16 protein-coding genes are annotated in these 17426 nt (G+C 47.5%); 4 read left to right on the forward strand and 12 right to left on the reverse strand.

All coding sequences use genetic code 11. The features are described 5' to 3' along the window. Nucleotides 1-439: 439 nt before the first annotated feature. The 3 genes from H0G69_RS04870 to H0G69_RS04880 all read right to left on the reverse strand — a co-directional run bounded on the left by H0G69_RS04870 (nt 440) and on the right by H0G69_RS04880 (nt 3009). On the reverse strand, nt 440-946 hold the full coding sequence (locus H0G69_RS04870) for a cupin domain-containing protein (RefSeq protein ID WP_180305344.1): 507 nt from the start codon (nt 944-946) through the stop codon (nt 440-442). A gap of 73 nt (nt 947-1019) precedes the next feature. Then, nucleotides 1020-2363 carry an FAD-dependent oxidoreductase gene (locus tag H0G69_RS04875; RefSeq protein WP_180305345.1) on the reverse strand — a complete coding sequence of 448 codons (1344 nt, stop codon included), beginning with the start codon at nt 2361-2363 and terminating at the stop codon, nt 1020-1022. A 160-nt stretch (nt 2364-2523) separates the two neighbouring features. Beyond that, the gene (locus H0G69_RS04880; protein ID WP_180305346.1) at nt 2524-3009 is read right to left on the reverse strand and encodes a flavodoxin; all 486 of its coding nucleotides are present in this window, start codon (nt 3007-3009) and stop codon (nt 2524-2526) included. Nucleotides 3010-3340: 331 nt separating this feature from the next. Between H0G69_RS04880 and H0G69_RS04885 the strand changes: the two genes are divergently transcribed. Together H0G69_RS04885 and H0G69_RS04890 are read left to right on the forward strand one after the other, a co-directional pair. Further along, complete coding sequence (locus tag H0G69_RS04885) at nt 3341-3505, forward strand: LPXTG cell wall anchor domain-containing protein (RefSeq protein WP_080749628.1); 165 nt, start codon at nt 3341-3343, stop codon at nt 3503-3505. A gap of 21 nt (nt 3506-3526) precedes the next feature. Then, nucleotides 3527-4768 carry a glycosyltransferase family 2 protein gene (locus H0G69_RS04890; protein WP_180305347.1) on the forward strand — a complete coding sequence of 414 codons (1242 nt, stop codon included), beginning with the start codon at nt 3527-3529 and terminating at the stop codon, nt 4766-4768. A 68-nt stretch (nt 4769-4836) separates the two neighbouring features. Here the strand turns inward: H0G69_RS04890 and H0G69_RS04895 are convergent, their stop codons facing one another. Continuing rightward, nucleotides 4837-7482, reverse strand: a complete 2646-nt coding sequence (locus H0G69_RS04895; RefSeq protein ID WP_180305348.1) for a cation-translocating P-type ATPase — start codon at nt 7480-7482, stop codon at nt 4837-4839. A 220-nt stretch (nt 7483-7702) separates the two neighbouring features. Between H0G69_RS04895 and H0G69_RS04900 the strand changes: the two genes are divergently transcribed. Together H0G69_RS04900 and H0G69_RS04905 are read left to right on the forward strand one after the other, a co-directional pair. Next, complete coding sequence (locus H0G69_RS04900) at nt 7703-8119, forward strand: arsenate reductase ArsC (protein WP_180305349.1); 417 nt, start codon at nt 7703-7705, stop codon at nt 8117-8119. A 270-nt stretch (nt 8120-8389) separates the two neighbouring features. Further along, nucleotides 8390-9709 carry an MFS transporter gene (locus tag H0G69_RS04905; protein ID WP_180305350.1) on the forward strand — a complete coding sequence of 440 codons (1320 nt, stop codon included), beginning with the start codon at nt 8390-8392 and terminating at the stop codon, nt 9707-9709. A gap of 129 nt (nt 9710-9838) precedes the next feature. Here H0G69_RS04905 and H0G69_RS04910 read toward each other — a convergent pair whose 3' ends face one another. From H0G69_RS04910 to thrB, 8 genes are all read right to left on the reverse strand, one after another. Beyond that, nucleotides 9839-10291, reverse strand: coding sequence for a helix-turn-helix domain-containing protein (locus H0G69_RS04910; protein ID WP_180305351.1), 453 nt, complete (start codon nt 10289-10291; stop codon nt 9839-9841). A gap of 429 nt (nt 10292-10720) precedes the next feature. After that, on the reverse strand, nt 10721-11239 hold the full coding sequence (locus tag H0G69_RS04915; RefSeq protein WP_180305352.1) for a shikimate kinase: 519 nt from the start codon (nt 11237-11239) through the stop codon (nt 10721-10723). 11 nt (nt 11240-11250) lie between these two features. Further along, nucleotides 11251-12099, reverse strand: a complete 849-nt coding sequence (locus tag H0G69_RS04920) for a prephenate dehydrogenase (protein ID WP_180305353.1) — start codon at nt 12097-12099, stop codon at nt 11251-11253. After that, complete coding sequence (gene aroA / locus H0G69_RS04925; protein ID WP_180305354.1) at nt 12096-13397, reverse strand: 3-phosphoshikimate 1-carboxyvinyltransferase; 1302 nt, start codon at nt 13395-13397, stop codon at nt 12096-12098. Before aroA ends, H0G69_RS04920 begins: the two co-directional genes overlap by 4 nt. A 12-nt stretch (nt 13398-13409) precedes the next feature. Further along, complete coding sequence (gene aroC / locus H0G69_RS04930) at nt 13410-14576, reverse strand: chorismate synthase (protein WP_180305355.1); 1167 nt, start codon at nt 14574-14576, stop codon at nt 13410-13412. Between the two features lie 63 nt (nt 14577-14639). Further along, nucleotides 14640-14900 (reverse strand): chorismate mutase, encoded by a 261-nt coding sequence (locus H0G69_RS04935; RefSeq protein WP_180304269.1) that lies wholly within the window; start codon nt 14898-14900, stop codon nt 14640-14642. Nucleotides 14901-14903: 3 nt separating this feature from the next. Then, nucleotides 14904-16097, reverse strand: coding sequence for an MFS transporter (locus H0G69_RS04940; RefSeq protein ID WP_180304270.1), 1194 nt, complete (start codon nt 16095-16097; stop codon nt 14904-14906). Between the two features lie 459 nt (nt 16098-16556). After that, nucleotides 16557-17420 (reverse strand): homoserine kinase, encoded by an 864-nt coding sequence (gene thrB / locus H0G69_RS04945; protein WP_180304271.1) that lies wholly within the window; start codon nt 17418-17420, stop codon nt 16557-16559. Between the last annotated feature and the right edge of the window lie 6 nt (nt 17421-17426).

A 17426-nucleotide genomic window follows, 5' to 3' on the forward strand; every position in this document is an offset into this window, starting at 1 on the left:
TTTATTCAGTCATTTTGCTGCGTACACGCCGCAACTAGAACCGATCTGTTTTAATATTCAAAAAACACTCAGCAGTTTTGAACTGACTGAGTGTTTTTGCTTCATAAGATTCCAGCTGGCAGTCGTTGCTGGGTAAAACTAATGACTGGTGCGTGGGCGCGTCAATATTAGGCAACTGAATCACACAACTTGGATAGGTAAAATTAAGTCGGCTGAATATACATTTACCTACTTTCGGCCCTAAAGCAGCGAATCGTAGGTAAACTTAAGGCCCTTGTCAGCTAAAACCTGATTTTCTTCACAAAGTCAGGCCCGAAATCGTGAAGTATTGCACTCATAATCATGCTGGCGACAGTTCCGTTTTCAATGTTAGACGAAGCACCGTCACGCTTGGAACCCAAAACAGCGCCGAATCGAACTTGATTCCGCGCTGTTTTTACTATTCGGCTGGCAGCTTTTGGTACGCGACCCGCCTGATTACTTCAGCCTGCTCCGGATACTTAGCCAGCAGCTGATCCTGGGTAAACAGTTCAAAGTCGTGATAGTCAAAGCCGGGCGCCACGGCACAGCTGACCAGCCCAAACGATGAAGCATCCAAAACCTCCGAGCCAAAAATCGTTCCCGCCGGCACCCGGAACTGCAGCTGTTCGCCCCGTTCAATATCACGGCCTAAATGTACGGCCTCATAGGTGCCATCCGGATAAAAGCAGTGGACGACAATTGATGAGCCATCATGGAAATACCATAGTTCATCATGAAGCAGCCGGTGCAGATGCGATGGCGAGCCTCCATCCAGAATAAAGTAGATTGAAGTGTACTCATAACGGCTGGCCAGGGATGTAGCGTCATAATGCGTCTTGGCACTGTGATAGACCTGACGATACCAACCGCCTTCTGGATGTGGCGTTAGGTTGAGCTTTTCAATATATTCGTCTTTAGTCGGCATGGCATGGACCTCGCTTTTTCCTCTTATTGTACCAAAATCAGCACGGATAAGCGGGGCTTTCCCTAAAAATCAATTACTTTACTGGCGTCTTGAATAAGTCATTCAGTGCCTCAGACATGGTTGGATGCGTAAAGATCATGTCGCGCAGCGTTTCGTATGGCAGATCCGCCTTCATCGCCAGCGCAATCAGGTTGATCGTTTCATGGGCCTCAGCAGCATAAAGCGTTGCACCCAGAATCCGATGCGTATCACGCTCAACGATTGCCTTGTAGACTCCCCGCTGATCCTCCAGAACGCGCGCCTTAGGAATGGCCTTGACCGGCAGTTTGAAGACCAGATAGTCCTTACCGGCAGCCTGGGCCTGGCGCTCGTTGATTCCGACGTTTGCCAGCGGCGGCGTCAAAAACGATGCAGTCGGCACCACATTGCGATCAGCAGTCGTCCGCTTGCCTTGGCCAAACAGCTGGTCTTTAACGATCCGAAAGTCGTCAAGCGAGATGTAGGTAAACATTGGCCCGCCATTGACGTCGCCTAAAGCCCAGACATCTGGCACCGTGGTTCGCAACCGATCATCAACTTGAATGGCATTGCGCTCGGTCAGGGCAATATCGGTGTTTTCCAGTCCCAGTCCATCGATGTTGGGACGTCGCCCGGCAGCCACCAGCACGGCATCAAACTCGGTCTGCCATTTTTGGCCGTTTTGGTGATAGGTCAATAAGACTTGCTGGCCATCATCTGCCGCGCTGGTTAATTCAGCATTCAGCTCAATCTTAATCCCAAGGCTGACAAGATCATTCGTTACTTCAGCCGCGATGTCTGCGTCTTCGCGTCCCAAAAGCTGAGCATGGTGGTCAAGGATGGTTACTTCGCTGCCAAAGGAATTAAACATTTCGGCAAATTCCAGCCCAATATAGCCACCACCAATAATTGCCAAGCGGGCCGGCTTTTTGGCAAGTTCCATGGCTTCTTTGGAACTGACGATGCGCTCGCTGGGATCCAGCCCTGGAACTTTTGGCCAGACCGGCGTGGCACCAGTATTGATAAAGATCCGCTCGGCAGTAGCTTGTCGCACAGTGCCATCAGCCATGGCGACTTTTATTTCATGATTGCTGACAAAACTGGCCTGACCATTCCAAACCGTTGCCAGCGGCTCATCAGCAACCATGTGATAGTTCTTGTTCCGCAGCTGCTTGGTCATCGTGCCTCGTTTGGCAACCGCGTCAGCAAACTCAAGATGACGCTGACCATTGATAATCATATTTTTGGATGGCAGACAGCCAACGTTGATGCAGGTGCCGCCATACATCTGATCCGAGCGCTCAATCAGCAGCACTTCTTCATCATGCTGTGCCAAAAACTTAGCCAGTGTCTTACCCGCCTTACCAAAGCCAATTACCACGTTTTTAAATTTTTCCATTGCCAATCATCCTTTCGCCAATTCAAAATAATTAATGTTTCACTTACTATAAATAAGTGACTTTTAAAAAGCAACCAATCTGCTCAAAAATAGCCAACAAAAAATGATGCCAGGCCAGACTCTTATAAAAGAGCGGCTCAGCATCATTTCAGAATACCAATTAATTAAGATTAAGCTGCTTTAACCAGGCATCCATCTGGGCATCATTATTTAAAACCGCGCCTGGTAAGACCTGAACGTCAGCGTTGTTTTCCTTGACGGTTCGTTCCAGATAGCTTTGGGCGCGTTCAAAACCAGAACTGCCGGAAGTTGCAAATCCAGCCAGCTGCTTGCCATTGAGCGGCAGACGATCAATCAGGTCGGCAATCAAGCGGGGTGGAATTCCCCACCAAATTGGAAAACCGATCAATACCGTATCATAGTTATTGATGGCGGGCAGATCGTCTTTAATTGCAACCCGGCTGGCATGCTGATGCTGTTCAATGGACGTGCGCGAGTTAGGATCATGCCAGTCCAGATCAGTGGCTGAATAAGGCTTTTCAGCTTGAATCGCAAACAGATCCGCGCCCAGCTTTGATGCGATTTTTTCTGCGCGCTGCTTGGTCGTATTGGTAGCCGAAAAGTAAAATACGATACTTTTGCTCAAAATAGTCAACCCCTTTCGTCTTACTTACTTTTAGTATAATGCTAAGGACTGCGAAGTTGAAATATATATTCAGTATACTAATCTATACGTTTTTTTATAAGTTTATCTATGAAATATCATAAAAGCGCTTGCTTGTGCAAAGACATCTTTATTCAACGAATCTCAATCAGTAGTTTCCAATAAATATCCAATTTGTCAATTTAATTTTTAATCCATAATGTGATTTAATTCACTATTAAGACATATTTAAACTTTAGTTCAAAATTAATTCAAATATTCTCGCTATACTTTAGTCATAGTCGAAACAGCAATGACAAGGAGGTTTTAATCTATGTACTCTAACCTATCCAAAGGTCTGATGGCCACTCCGCTAGCAGCCGTTTTACCACAGACAGGCAATACCGTAAGTATGATTTTTGCCACTGCCATTGGTATTTTGATGGCGATTCTGGCCATAACGCTGATTGTGGTTGAGATCAAGAAACGTTCCTCCTAACGTTTAAAAAGGAGGATCATCATGAAATTCAGCCCGACATTGATCATCGCTATTACGGTATTTGCGCTCAGTATTTTGGCAGTCGGCCGCATCTTAGTTGGCTTGATTGTATCAAATCTGCATCAGATCAACAGCATTGATCGGCAGCAGCTTAGCAAAAAGCCAGCTGACCACCGTTTCTCTGTGATAATTCCCGCGTTTAACGAAGAAAAGTTTATTCGGCGGGGCGTTGAATCAGTCTTAAGGCAGACTTATCCTAATTTTGAGGTCATCGCGGTTGATGATGGCTCCAGTGATAAAACAGGGATGATTTTGGATCAATTAGCCAGACAACATCCTAAGCTGCGTGTCATCCATCAACATAATCAAGGCAAGTCGGTTGCAATCAATCATGCCTTAAAAGAATTTGCAACCGGTGATCTGATTATGGTGCTTGATGCCGACTCTTATTTGACACCAACCGCACTGACAAACATGGCCCGGCGTTTTGATGATCCTGGATTATTGGGAGCCAGTGCGAACGTTCGCATTACGCGTCCCCATAATCTATTGGAATACGTCCAAAAAGTCGAATACCTGCTTGGTTACCGGCTAAAAGGATCTGAGGAGCTTTTGGGAATTGAGTATATCATTGGCGGTATTGGCTCCACTTTTCGCAAGTCAGCGATGCTGGAAGTCGATGGCTATGACACTGATTCGATCACTGAAGACATCGACTTTACGATGAAGATGATCGATCATTTCGGCAACAGCAATCGTCAATTCGGCTATGCGGATGACGTTATCGCCTATACGCCGCCGGTCAGCCGTTTTTCTCAGCTGCTCAAACAACGCTATCGGTGGAAACAAGGTCGTTTTAAGGCTTTGTTCAAGCATCGCCGCGTTATTTTCAATCGCGATGCCAAGTACACTTTTTCACTCGCTTTTTGGAAATTGCCAAAAGTTTTCTTTGAAGAATTTTTAATGCTGATTGACCCACTGCTGCTGCTTTGGATTATCGGCATTATTCATCACTTTGCCGATTTTTCAACGATCTTTGCGATTTTTGGCCTCTACTATCTCTTTGCGATGGCAACGTTTATACCAGAAGAGCTTAAATTCTGGGAACGAATCCGACTGATGATGGTCGCGCCGCTAGCCTACCTGATTCTATACGTGATCAATATCGTTGACTGGATCTCACTGATGCGCTGCTTATTCAACATGAAGCGAATTGCCAACAATGAAGATAAAACGGCTAAATGGCAGCACGTTGATCGTTAAAAACGACTGACAAGCCAATAAAAGCCTCAAGTTCTGAATTTAATCAGTGCTTGAGGCTTTTTTCACGTTTAATTTTTTTGATGACGCTGCACTGCCTTGACGATTTCAACAATCAAAACCATCAAAAGGCCAGCTGCTATTACGATGCCCCATTGAGCAAGATCCAATTCCGTAGTATGAAAAATTGGATTTAAAGTTGGAATGAAGATCGTACCAGCTAAAAGCAGCGTTGAGCTTAGGATTGCCCAGTTAAAGTAGCGATTCCTAAATTCTCCTGTCTTAAAGATCGTTCCCTGTAACGACTTGCAGTTGCAGGCATGTAGCAGCTGAATCAGGCCTAGGGTAATGTAGGCCATGGTCAATGCATCAGCATGAATCAACTCGGATCCTTGATGAACTGGGTAGAGAATACCCAAAGCGTAAACGCCCAGCGTCAAGAGTCCTTCCAAAATGCCTTGGTAGATGATGTTGAAACCGACGCCATGAGCCAAGAAACTGCCTTGATTGCCCCGTGGCCGATGTTTCATAACGTCACCCTCAGCTGGCTCAACTCCTAGTGCAATCGCCGGAAAAGTGTCAGTAACCAGGTTGATCCACAAAATCTGGACCGGTGCCAAAATTGACCAGTTCATCATCGTCATGATCAAAAGCGTCAAGACTTCGCCAAGATTGGCCGAAAGTAGGTATTGAATGGCTTTTTGAATATTGGCAAAAACCTTGCGCCCTTCTTTGACCGCGGCAATAATCGTAGCGAAGTTGTCATCAGCCAGGACCACATCAGCCGCGTTCTTAGAAACCTCAGTCCCGGTAATCCCCATCCCAACGCCAATGTCAGCCGTCTTAAGCGCTGGTGCGTCATTAACCCCGTCACCAGTCATGGCAACGACTTTATCATGTGCCTGCCAAGCCTTGACGATCCGGACTTTATGTTCAGGGGCAACTCGCGCATAAACCGAGTATTGGGCGACTTGATCCTTCAGCTCCTGATCGCTGAGTTCATTCAGCTCTTGACCGGTAATCGCACCGTTTTCATCACCTGGCTCAATAATTCCCAATCGTTCAGCAATCGCCCGTGCCGTTGTTTTATGATCACCAGTAATCATCAGTGGACGAATACCGGCTTCCTTAGCTTCTTGAATTGCCGCTTTGACTTCAGGACGTGGCGGATCAATCATCCCCGACAGTCCAATAAAGATCAGCGACTGCTCAACTGCAGCCGGATCGGCACTTTGACTCTCAGCATCCGTCAGCGGCCGATAAGCATAACCAAGTACCCGTAATGCCTGTTTAGCTAAATAATGGTTGGTTTTAAGAATCTGCTCACGATCCGCGGCCGTCATCTCACGTACCTGCTCACCATCAAGAATGCGATCGGCACGCGTTAGCAGTTCATCAACCGCGCCTTTTAGGTAAAGAGTTGGCTGTTTATCATTAACGGCTACTGACATTAATTTACGTTCAGAATCGAACGGCCATGAATTAAGGCGTGGATAGCGCTGTCTAAACTCATCGATATCAAGCCCTTTATCAATATAAAATTGCCACAGCGCCGTTTCAGTCGGATCGCCCAATAATTCTTTTTGACTGCCTCGCTCAGCATCATTAGCCAGGATCATTGCCTTGGTCAATGGTGAGTCGGCATCAATTTTAAAATCAGGTGCAGCTGTAACTTGACCATTCAGCATCAGCTGTTCGATCGTCATCTGATTTTTAGTTAGCGTTCCCGTTTTATCAGACGCAATGATTTCAGTGGCTCCCAGCGTTTCAACGGCTTGCAGCTTACGAATCAGCGCGTGCCGTTTAGCCATGGCTTGGGTTCCTAAAGCCAGCGTAATCGTAACAATTGCTGGCAGCCCTTCCGGAATTGCGGCAACCGCCAGTGAGATGGCAGTCAGCAGCATATCCAGTGGTGTTTCGCGCTTGGTCAGCATTCCCAACGCGAAAATAATGACGGCAATTGCCAACACCAGAACACTGAGAATCTTACTGAGATGAGTAATATTGCGCTGCAGCGGCGTGACGGTCTGTTCGGCACTGTTCAGCATCTGGGCAATCTTGCCAACCTCGGTATCCTTACCAGTAGCAACTACGACTGCCTCGGCCGTACCCGCCGTCATACTGGTATTCATAAAGCCCATATTATGCTGATCGCCTAAGGCAGCCGATTCAGCATCAATTACCGCTTCATCCTTGGTTACGGCAACAGATTCGCCAGTCATCGCTGCTTCTTCGACTTTAACGTTTTGCGTCTTTAAGAAACGAACGTCAGCTGGAATAATGTCCCCGGCTTCCAAAAGAATTACGTCGCCAACGACCAGTTCCTTGCTGGAAAGCTGGGCAATTTGGCCATCTCGTCTGACGCGCGTGGTTGGCGTGCTCATTTTTTGCAGCGCATCAATAGCATTCTCGGCCTTAGTTTCTTGAAAGACACCAAATGCAGCATTTAAAACCACGACTAACAAAATAATAATCGTATCCGAAAGTTCACCAGCAAAAGCCGCTACAATTGCCGCTACAATTAAAATCAAAATCATCAGGTCTTTAAACTGAGCAATGATTCTTTGCCAAAGCGTAACTTTCTTCCCTTGCGGTAGTTCATTAGGACCATTTTTCTGCAGCCGTTCCATGGCCTCAGTTGTCAGTAGCCCTTGTGGCGTTGCGTGAAGTCGTTCTAAAACCTGCAAGGTGGTTTGACGATAAAATTGGTCTTTCATGGACGTTAAACCCCTCTCTGTATTTGATACTTCTTTTTTACAACAACTATTACAACATAAGCATAACATTGACACTGCAGAGATGATAGGGGTTACAGGCAGGATTCTGCTAAAATCATTCAACGACAAGTTATAAGATTGGTTGTCAAAGTCTGATTGACCAATTACAATGATTCAGAAAGTTAAATTACGATCAATTAAAAGAAACGAGGCGCTTGCCGTGACCAAACCTAAGATTGCGTTTATCTGTACGCATAACGCTTGCCGCAGTCAGATTGCCGAGGCGCTAGGCAAAAAACTTGCCGGGGATGTTTTTGAAAGTTATTCGGCAGGTACACATATTAAAGATGAAATCAATCCAGATGCCATCCGCTTGCTGAAGAAAATCTACGGCATTGATATGCAAGCATCAGGACAATCTAACAAGACGCTTGACGCACTGCCAGCCGTTGACGGTGTCGTTACCATGGGCTGCGGCGTGAAATGTCCCTATCTACCGGCTAAATGGCGGGTTGATTGGGGGCTAAACGATCCAACTGGCCAAGCCGATGATGAGTTTATTAAAGTTATCAAGCAGATTGAAAAAAATATTTTGATTCTCAAAAATAATATTGAACAAGGCGTTAGCTACCCATAACGCCCTAATTCAAAATCAATTTTTACAAACGTCTTGACTAAGCTGCTTGGCTTGGTCAGGGCGTTTTATATTTTGCAGGTATTCAGAATCATTAAACTTTGCCACTTCAAAATCATCAGTCGTAAGCGCCACCAACGCGAGTGATTGATCAGTCTGGTTCGCTAAATGCTTAATTATCAGTGTTATTGGTTTAAGACTATTAACTTATGCTTTTTAATGCGTTAAGCTATGCCCAATCTTAAAAATCAATTTGAAAGCGAGGTTTTTTACATGCAAGCAACGATTCAAACAACGGTGAAACGAAGCGAACGCAAAATTGCTAGCAACATTTTAAAGGGTTCTTTGGGCAACATGATTGAATGGTTTGACTGGTATGTCTATGCCTCGTTCGCCATCTATTTCTCGGGGGCCTTTTTCCCAGCCAATAACCAAACAGCTGAACTTTTAGCAACTGCTGGTGTTTTTGCAATTGGCTTTTTCATGCGGCCCCTGGGATCATTCATCATGGGACGCTTTGCAGATCGGAAAGGTCGTCGCGCCGCATTGACGCTTTCGGTTTCGATCATGGCAACCGGTTCATTGGTTATTGCGTTGGTCCCAACCTATGCGCAAATCGGTATCTGGTCACCGATCATCTTGATTGCAACTCGATTGGTACAAGGTCTTTCATTAGGTGGTGAGTATGGAACCTCGGCAACCTACATGTCAGAAATGGCATCCCCAAATCGGCGCGGTTTTTACTCATCCTTCCAATATGTCACGCTGATTGGCGGTCAATTAAGTGCACTGCTTGTACAGATTATTCTGCAGGCCATCTATACCAGCCAACAGCTGTATGCCTTTGGCTGGCGGATTCCATTTGCCATTGGCGCGGCTGGTGCGATGGTTGTATTATGGCTGCGGCTTTCAATGGAAGAATCTGATCAGTTTAAGTCCAGTAATCGCAACAATCGCCAAGCTGGGACCTTGCGTCTTTTAGCCCATTATCCAAAACAGGTACTGACGGTTGTCGGGATGACGCTTGGCGGTACGATCAGCTTCTATACCTACACTACGTATCTGCAGCAGTTCATGATCAACACGACCGGTCTTTCTAAAAAAACGGCAGCCATGATCAACTTTGTGGCGTTGCTGGTGATGGTTGTGTTGCAGCCGCTATTTGGACACCTGTCGGATCGAATCGGCCGTAAGCCACTGCTGATTTTCTTTGGGATTGGCGGTACGCTGTGCACGGTTCCACTATTCACGCTGATGGCTGGTGCATCAACTGCTTTGGAAGCACTACTATTAATGATTGTAGGCATTGTTATCGTTTCTGGCTACACTTCAATCAATGCCATCGTCAAGGCCGAGCTTTTCCCATCTGAAATTCGGGCATTGGGCGTAGGGATGCCCTATGGACTAACCGTGGCCCTGTTTGGCGGTACCGTAAACTACATTGCTTTATGGCTGCGTTCGATTCACCTCGAATCTGCCTTCTTCTGGTATGTATCCGGTGCAGTATTTATTTCGCTGCTGGTCTACGCGTTCGTGCTTAAGCCAGGATCCTTGATTGATGAGGAAATGACTGAATCCACGACTACTGACTAAACGATTGCTTTTGATAAGCATAGGTAAGCAAGCGGTCATCCCAAGACTAAGATTGCCAAGTTTCTGGCTGACCATAATTAAAAGAGATCAACGAAGTAATTGATCTCTTTTTTATTTTGCCCAGTTCAGCTATTCTTTTTCCGGTTTAAACGACAGCTTGATCTTGCCACCAAGAGTATTGCTAAGCTTTTGCAGATCAACCAGGCTGACGGTTGGCGCCTTAGCTTCCTCCAATGCATTAAGCTCAGCTAACGGAACGCCAGCTGCATGACTAAGGGTTTCTCGTGTCCAGCCTTTATCTTGGCGCAGTTTGATGATGCGATAGGCCAGCTTGGCAGCCGGATCTAATTTAACGGCTTCTTCCAGCGGCTTTTGGTGTGCGGCAGCATAGATCAGATTCGTCATCTTCTTTTTGGTCAGCCCACCCTTAACATGACGGGCAAAGAAGTCAAGGTTGTCCTGACCGATTTTTTCACCCAGGTCATTAGTGAGTTTATGCATTGCCTGATAAGAATCATAAGAATTGTCTTTCAGCTCTTCAAAACGGGCTTCCAGTCGTTTACGGATGTCTTTTTTCTTCATATTCGCTTCCCCCTCTGAATCGATTAAACTACAGGATATCACTTTATCAAGTTTTTGTAAGCGGTTTATGCAAATTGTTTTTAAAAATCCCATGCCCACTGACATGAGATTCCTTAACCACTGAGGGCTAGCTGCCCCTGCCAAACAATTGTGCTTGGCAATCGCGGAGGTGAGGAATCGAACCTCACAGCATGGAGCATTGCAAATAACAGCGTTTAGACCGGCACTCCGCAAATCTGTAAATTTTTGAATCATTCGTTGTCGCATTTATGCTTGGCGAAATCCACAAATTCACAAAATCTTCAAAAATTATCTTAACGCATCAGCTCAATTTTGTCAAACAGATGTTCGTAAAATTAAAAATTCCCCACTTCATTTTGGCAGCAGGGAATTGGTCTTGCCGATACGATTTGACAAAGGCTCCAAAGTTTAACTCGCTGATACCGGCAGATTCAAAAAGCTGATAATCTCTTCAGCAATGGCAGCTGGACTCAAGCCATCCGTTTTAATGGTCAGATCAGCACAGGCATTGTAGTTGACCTGGCGCTGGGCCTGCATGTCGGCAATGCCCTTTTCGTCCAGCGACTGTGCCAGCGGCCGATCATTGTCACCGCCAATTCGCCGAAGCGTTTCAGTCGCGCTGGCTTTCAAAAGTACCACCGGCGTTGGCGTGTCTTTAAGCATGGCCAGGTTGTCAGGGCGCATCGGCGTTCCACCACCAGTTGCCAAAATTCCCTGGTCAGATTTCAGAATCTCGGCTAAGGTATCATGTTCCAGTTGACGGAAGTATGGCTCGCCGTTTTGGGCAAAAATGTCTGCGATCGGCATGCCCGCGCGCCGAACGATTTCAACGTCCAAATCAGTAACTGGTGTGTTCAGCATCTCACCCAGCAGCCGACTCACGGTAGTTTTGCCGCTTCCCATAAATCCTATCAAAATCAGTTCCATTTTGCTTCCTCCTAATGATCGAGTTTTTCTCGGTCAGCCTTGGCTTTTGAAAATACGGCAAAAAGCTTTTCTTGGTCATCTGCGGCGATTGCCTGCCGCAGTGACTGCAGCTCGTTTAGATATTCGTCAAGCTGTTGAATGATCAGCTCACGGTTGTTGTGCATGATCGCGCTCCACATGGTCGGATCTGACTTGGCAATTCTGGTCGTTGACTTAAAGCCCCCCGCCGCCAGCTTCAAAAGCTCGCGATGGTCCTTAAAAGTAGCCGCCGATTGAGTCATCAGAGCAGTTGCAATTACGTGGGGAACATGACTGAGCTGCGCGACGATCTTATCGTGCTGACGAGCATGAATTAAGTACCAGTTGACGTTCAGACCGCTTAAAAGATCTTTAAGTTCGCTAACGCCCTTTGAGCCGCTGGTTGGAATCAAAAAGTAGTAGGCGTCTTTGAAAAGATCAACTCGACCAGCTTGAATGCCTGATTCATGTGAACCGGCCATTGGATGCCCGCCGATAAAGATATCGCCGCGCTCAATCAGCGGCTGAGCAGCATCAATAATCGTCTGCTTGGTACTGCCGACATCGGTAATGATCACTCCTGGCTTTAGTTCTAACCGCGCCAGATCATGCAGGTCTTTTACGATTGCTGAGACTGGCCCGGCAAGGATGATAAAGTCGGCTTGATCCGCTTGGTATAGATTTGTTCCCGCGTCATCAATCAGTCCTTGTTCAATGGCAAAATCCAACGTGGCCGTTGAAATATCGCTGCCCACAATGCGATATTGGGGATGCTGTTGCCGAATCGCGCGAATCAGCGTACTGCCAATCAGCCCTAATCCTTTGACAAACACCGTCGTCATGCCAGGTCGCCTCCCAAAAGTCGTTCTAGATCCTGGAAGAATCCAGGGTAAGAAACGCTGACTGCATCAGCATTAGCGAGCTGCAGCGGTCGATCCGCCTTAAGAGCCGCGATCGCATCCATCATACCGATGCGGTGATCACCGTAGCTGTCCAGCTGATCATCATTGATTGCCCACTGACTTCTTCCCTTGATGATCATGCCATCCGTCAGTTCTTCCACTTCAACGCCTAGTTTACGCAGTTCGGCGACTACGGTTTGAATTCGATCCGTTTCTTTTACCCGCAGCTCCTCAGCCCCGCGAATCGAGCTGGTTCCATCCGCGCAAGCCGCCAACAGCGCCACTAATGGCAACTCGTCAATCACGGCCGGAATGTCTTCGGCTTCGATCTGAATCGGCTTGAGCTGACTGGTCGCAATCGTAATATTGCCCAACGGCTCGCCATCGGTTGGCAGTGCTTCAATCTGCAGATCCGCGCCCATTTTCTGCAATACAGTGATGATACCGGTTCGCGTGGGATTAAGGTTGACGCGTTCCAGTCTGATTCTAGAGTTCGCAACGATTGCTCCTGCCGTCAAGAAAAAGGCTGCTGATGAGATGTCCCCAGGTACTTCAATTGTTTGTCCCGTCAATTTCGGTTTTGGCACGACGCGAATCGTTTTTTGATCCGTGGCGGTTTCGATATTGGCCCCAAACTGATTCAGCATGATCTCAGTGTGATTTCTGGTTGGCAGCTTCTCGATGATGGTTGATGGCGTATCAGCCTGCAGTGCAGCAAAGATCAGCGCGCTTTTGACCTGGGCGCTGGCTACCTGCATTTGATAATGAGTGCCATGCAGCTTTTGTCCGTGGATTGTTGCCGGCAGCGTCCCATTATCGGTCAGCTCGATTCGCGCTCCTAAATGACTCAGAGGTTCACTGACCCGCTTCATCGGACGCTTCTGCAGCGAGGCGTCCCCAAAGAGTCGCGTCTCAAAGTCACGGCCCGCCAAGATCCCCATCAGCAATCTGGTAGTCGTCCCCGAGTTGCCCATATCAAGTGGTTGAGCAGGTTCTTTAAGCGCGTCGATTCCGTTGCCGTAGATAATGACGGTTTCGCCATCCCGCTCACTTTTGACCCCCATGGCATTAAAAGCCGCCAAAGTTGACAGACAGTCGTCACCAGCCAAAAAATGATGGATTACCGTTTTGCCCTGACTGATTGAACCAAGCATGACCGCCCGATGTGAGATGCTCTTATCGCCAGGAACCGTCAATGATCCGTGCAGTCCATGGGGTGCCGTGACTAGTTTTTTCATGACGTTTCCTCCTTAGTATTCGCGCATTTCCTGACGCCAGGCTGCGACTTCCGCTTGCAGGCGTTCCAGACTAGCAGATTCAAACGTATCCGTAATTGCCTTGGCCAGTTCGATGGCAACGACATTTTCAACCACCAAAGATGCCGGCACGATCGCGGTCGTATCCGAGCGCTCGACATTGGCCTTAACCGGTTCATGGCTGATGACGTCAACGGTCTGCAGCGGCTTGTATAAGGTCGGAATTGGTTTCATCGCTGCGTTGATGATAATTGGCATCCCATTAGTCATCCCGCCTTCAAAACCACCAAGATGATTGCTCAGGCGTGAGTAGCCGGTTTCTTGATCCCAGCTGATCTCATCCATTACTTGACTGCCCAGCCGCACCGCGTTTTCAAATCCGTCACCGATTGAGACTCCCTTCATGGCATTGACGCCCATTACGGCTGCGGCCAGTTTGCCATCTAATTTGGTATCCCAGCTGACATGACTCCCCAGACCAGCTGGCACGTTTTCGGCAACAACACGGATCACTCCGCCCAGCGTATCGCCATTGCGCTTGGTTTGATCAATCAATTGATGAATTGCCTCAACTTTGGTGTTGTCAATGATTCTTAAATCATTTTGGGCAATCAGCATTTCAATTGCCTTGACGTTATCAGGTTGGTTGCCGCGCGCATCAATAAAGCCCACCTGCTGTACGTAACCAACGATCGAAATATCCAATGCGGCCAGCAGTTGCTCACAGATATTGCCGACTGCAACCCGCATGGCCGTCTCTCGTGCTGATGATCGCTCCAAAACGTTACGCAGATCACGATGTCTGTACTTCATTCCGCCAACCAGATCAGCATGTCCAGGGCGCGGATGGTTAACCTTGCGCACGGTATTTTCTGGTGTGGCCGGCGATGTCGGATTCATAATTTCTGACCAATGCGCATGATCACGATTTTTGACTGTCAATGCGATTGGCGAGCCCAGCGTTACGCCATGACGGACGCCACCGACGATCTCAACCGTGTCATGTTCGATTTTTTGGCGGTTGCCACGTCCATACCCTCCTTGGCGAGCGGCCAGCGCTTGGTTGATCTGATCGACATCCAAGTGCAGGCCAGCAGGGATTCCCTCTAAGATCCCCGTCAGCTGTGGTCCATGCGATTCACCGGCAGTCAAGTAATTCATAAATGTTCCTCTTTTCTAATTTTCCTGTTCCGTAGTTAAGCAGTTAAAGACTATTGTTAAACATTATTCCAGCTTTTTTGCCTCATCCATAATCGTTTGGAAAATAGCTTGTATTGCTGGCTGCAGCGCTTCATCATCGACTTTTGCTTTTAGTCGGTTCAAAACCGCTTGCTCTCGTGCTGCGTCTTTGATTGGCAGATGGGCGGTTTGTTTGACTCGCCCTACTTCTCTGACAACGTCGAATCGCTGCACGATCAATTGCAGCAGCTGTTCATCGATATGATTGATCTGTGTGCGCAGATCGTTTAATTCTGGATTTTCCATTGGTTACCCTTTCTTTTCAGCAGCCATCACAATTGCAGCGACTAAAATCCCAATTCCAGCCATTACCAGATCACCAGCCATAACTGCGGCCATACTGATGTCGGAAAGCATCCCGGTAATGATTGGGACCGTAAACGAAGCAATGCTGCCGAAGAAGTAGAAGACGCCAGTAATCATGCCGCGGTGCGTTGGGTAAAGCTTCATGAAGATCGTCAGGCCGGTCTGCATGATTCCGCTGGCCGCGCTGAAACCGAATGCGAACGAGGCAACCTGCATCAAAAGCAGCTGTCCACTTTGCATGATCACCAACAGGGCTGCTAAGGCAATTGCGTTTACGATCAGCAGCAGGCGCGATTCCTTAACGTTGCGTCCCAATAAGGCAAACAGTACCAAAACCCCAGTGATTGATCCAATACTGTAAAGCGAAAGCAAGAAATGGGCCGCGCCATCTGACATGTGCATCGTCTGCTGAGCAAACATCGTGATCCATTGCGTAAACCAGATCATCAGAGCCATTGAAGAGTAGCCGTAGACAACCAGCGCGCCAGTCATGACTTTTTTGGCAACTCCTTTGATCTCAGATTCCCGCTCATTAACGGCACTGCCATCAGCTTGATTGGCGACTGGGAACTTAAGCGGCAGAATCAGACAAAAGTTGATGGCCAGCAAAATGACCATTGCCATGAAGCTCCAGCCAAACCACATTCCCTGGCCAGCCAGGATCGTAACCAGAATTGGCAAGATGAACTCACCAACGGAAACGAAGGCCTTGATCAGAATCGTGTAGGCTCCGTTGCCGCCATTCATCTCTACAAAAGTCGTGTAAGTACCGGCATCAAGCGATGAATTGGCGACCCCCGCCAGGATGGCAAAGAAGTAGGCAATCCAGATGTTTTTCGTCATTGGCATGCCAAGCGCAAATACCGCGTAGCAGAACATCCCTAATTCAACGAAAAACTTGCGGCTGATCTTATCCGACAAAAAGCCGGTAATCAAGTATGAGATCAAACGGCCAATCCCGATCCCCGAAATTACGAAAGAAACGATTTTGATGGGTTGATTCCAGGCCGTGCCCAGACTGTTCATGTTCTGTGCCAAAATAATCAAACCCATTCCGTGTACCAAGTAGTTGAGGTACAGACTGACGGAAAGACGTCTTTTAGCGGTTGTATCGATCTGATTTTTTGCAATCTCCATAAATAATCCCCCTTAGTCAGGTACTAAAAAAAAAGTCAGCCAGTTTTGAGACGTCTGCCTCATCAATCCAGCTGACCTTCTGCACAATACTTTTTATGAAGGGATGTACTTAAGGTTGGTTATTTAAAGAAGAAGTAAGCTTCGTCTTTGCTGGATTTTGAGTTGCCCGGCAAAGACGCGCCAAAATGCGACTCTGCTCAAGCGCTAAACGTCTCGCGTTCGCGCCTGAGCAGCACGAACGCTATCCGAAAGCATAATAAGCAAAGCCGAAATAAAACGCTGGTCGATTTTGGCATTGAAGTTTCATAATTACTTCTCCTTTCAATAATTTGTTGTTAACATTAAAACACTCTAATCTTATCTCGTCAACATCTAATCATAAAAAAGATTGATTATTTTTGATTCCTCGGTATTTTAGTCTTTTCGAACAAATAAACAGCAGCTAATTCTCATTTTTAACTAATCAACTACCTGAACACCTTCCGTATCAGGTTCGATTTCCAATAATGGATCACTAAGGCCGGCCTGTAAAAGCAGCTGCTTAAACCGCGGAATCCCCTGTTTATCGATAATCGTCATGACGGTCGGACCAGCGCCGCTCAGATAGGTAGCCAGCGCACCGGCTTCATGGCCGATTTCGCGAATCTTGGCCAGTTCCGGTACGAGCTTGGCGCGCGGCTGTTCGTGAAACTCGTCAGCCTCCATCAATTCACCAACCAGATCATAGCGATTGGCAAACAATCCGGCTACCAAGACGTTGGCAATTGCACTGCCATGCGTTGCCTGTTTTAATGTCAGGCTGGCTGGCAGGGCTGCCCTGGCATCGGCAGTCTTTAGATTATATGACGGCACATAGGCAGCCAGCGCGTAAGGAAGCAATGGCGCTTGAATAGCATCGAAATGACCGTTAACGTTGGTACCAATCACCAGGCCGCCTAAGATTGCCGGCGCAACGTTATCGGGATGGCCCTCAATCTCGCAGGCAATCGCTACTTTCTCATCATTGCTCAACTGCAGCTTGCCTAAGGCATTGGCCAGTTCAATCCCAGCAACAATGGCACTGGAACTGCTGCCCAGACCATGAGCTACCGGAATAGCCGACTGCATTTTCAAATGATGCGGCGGCAGGTCGGCTTTGATTTTCAATGCCGTATCGATGATCATATTGGACTGGTCATGCGGCAGATCGTCAAAATCGTGATCGATAACCCATTCGTCGCTGGGTTCAAGTACGTCCAGCGTAAGGTAAAGCGAAACAGCCATCCCGATTGAATCAAATCCCGGTCCCAGATTGGCACTGGAAGCTGGTACCTTGATCTGCATAATCAT

It is taken from the genome of Limosilactobacillus mucosae (assembly GCF_013423865.1).
GTDB lineage: Bacteria > Bacillota > Bacilli > Lactobacillales > Lactobacillaceae > Limosilactobacillus > Limosilactobacillus mucosae.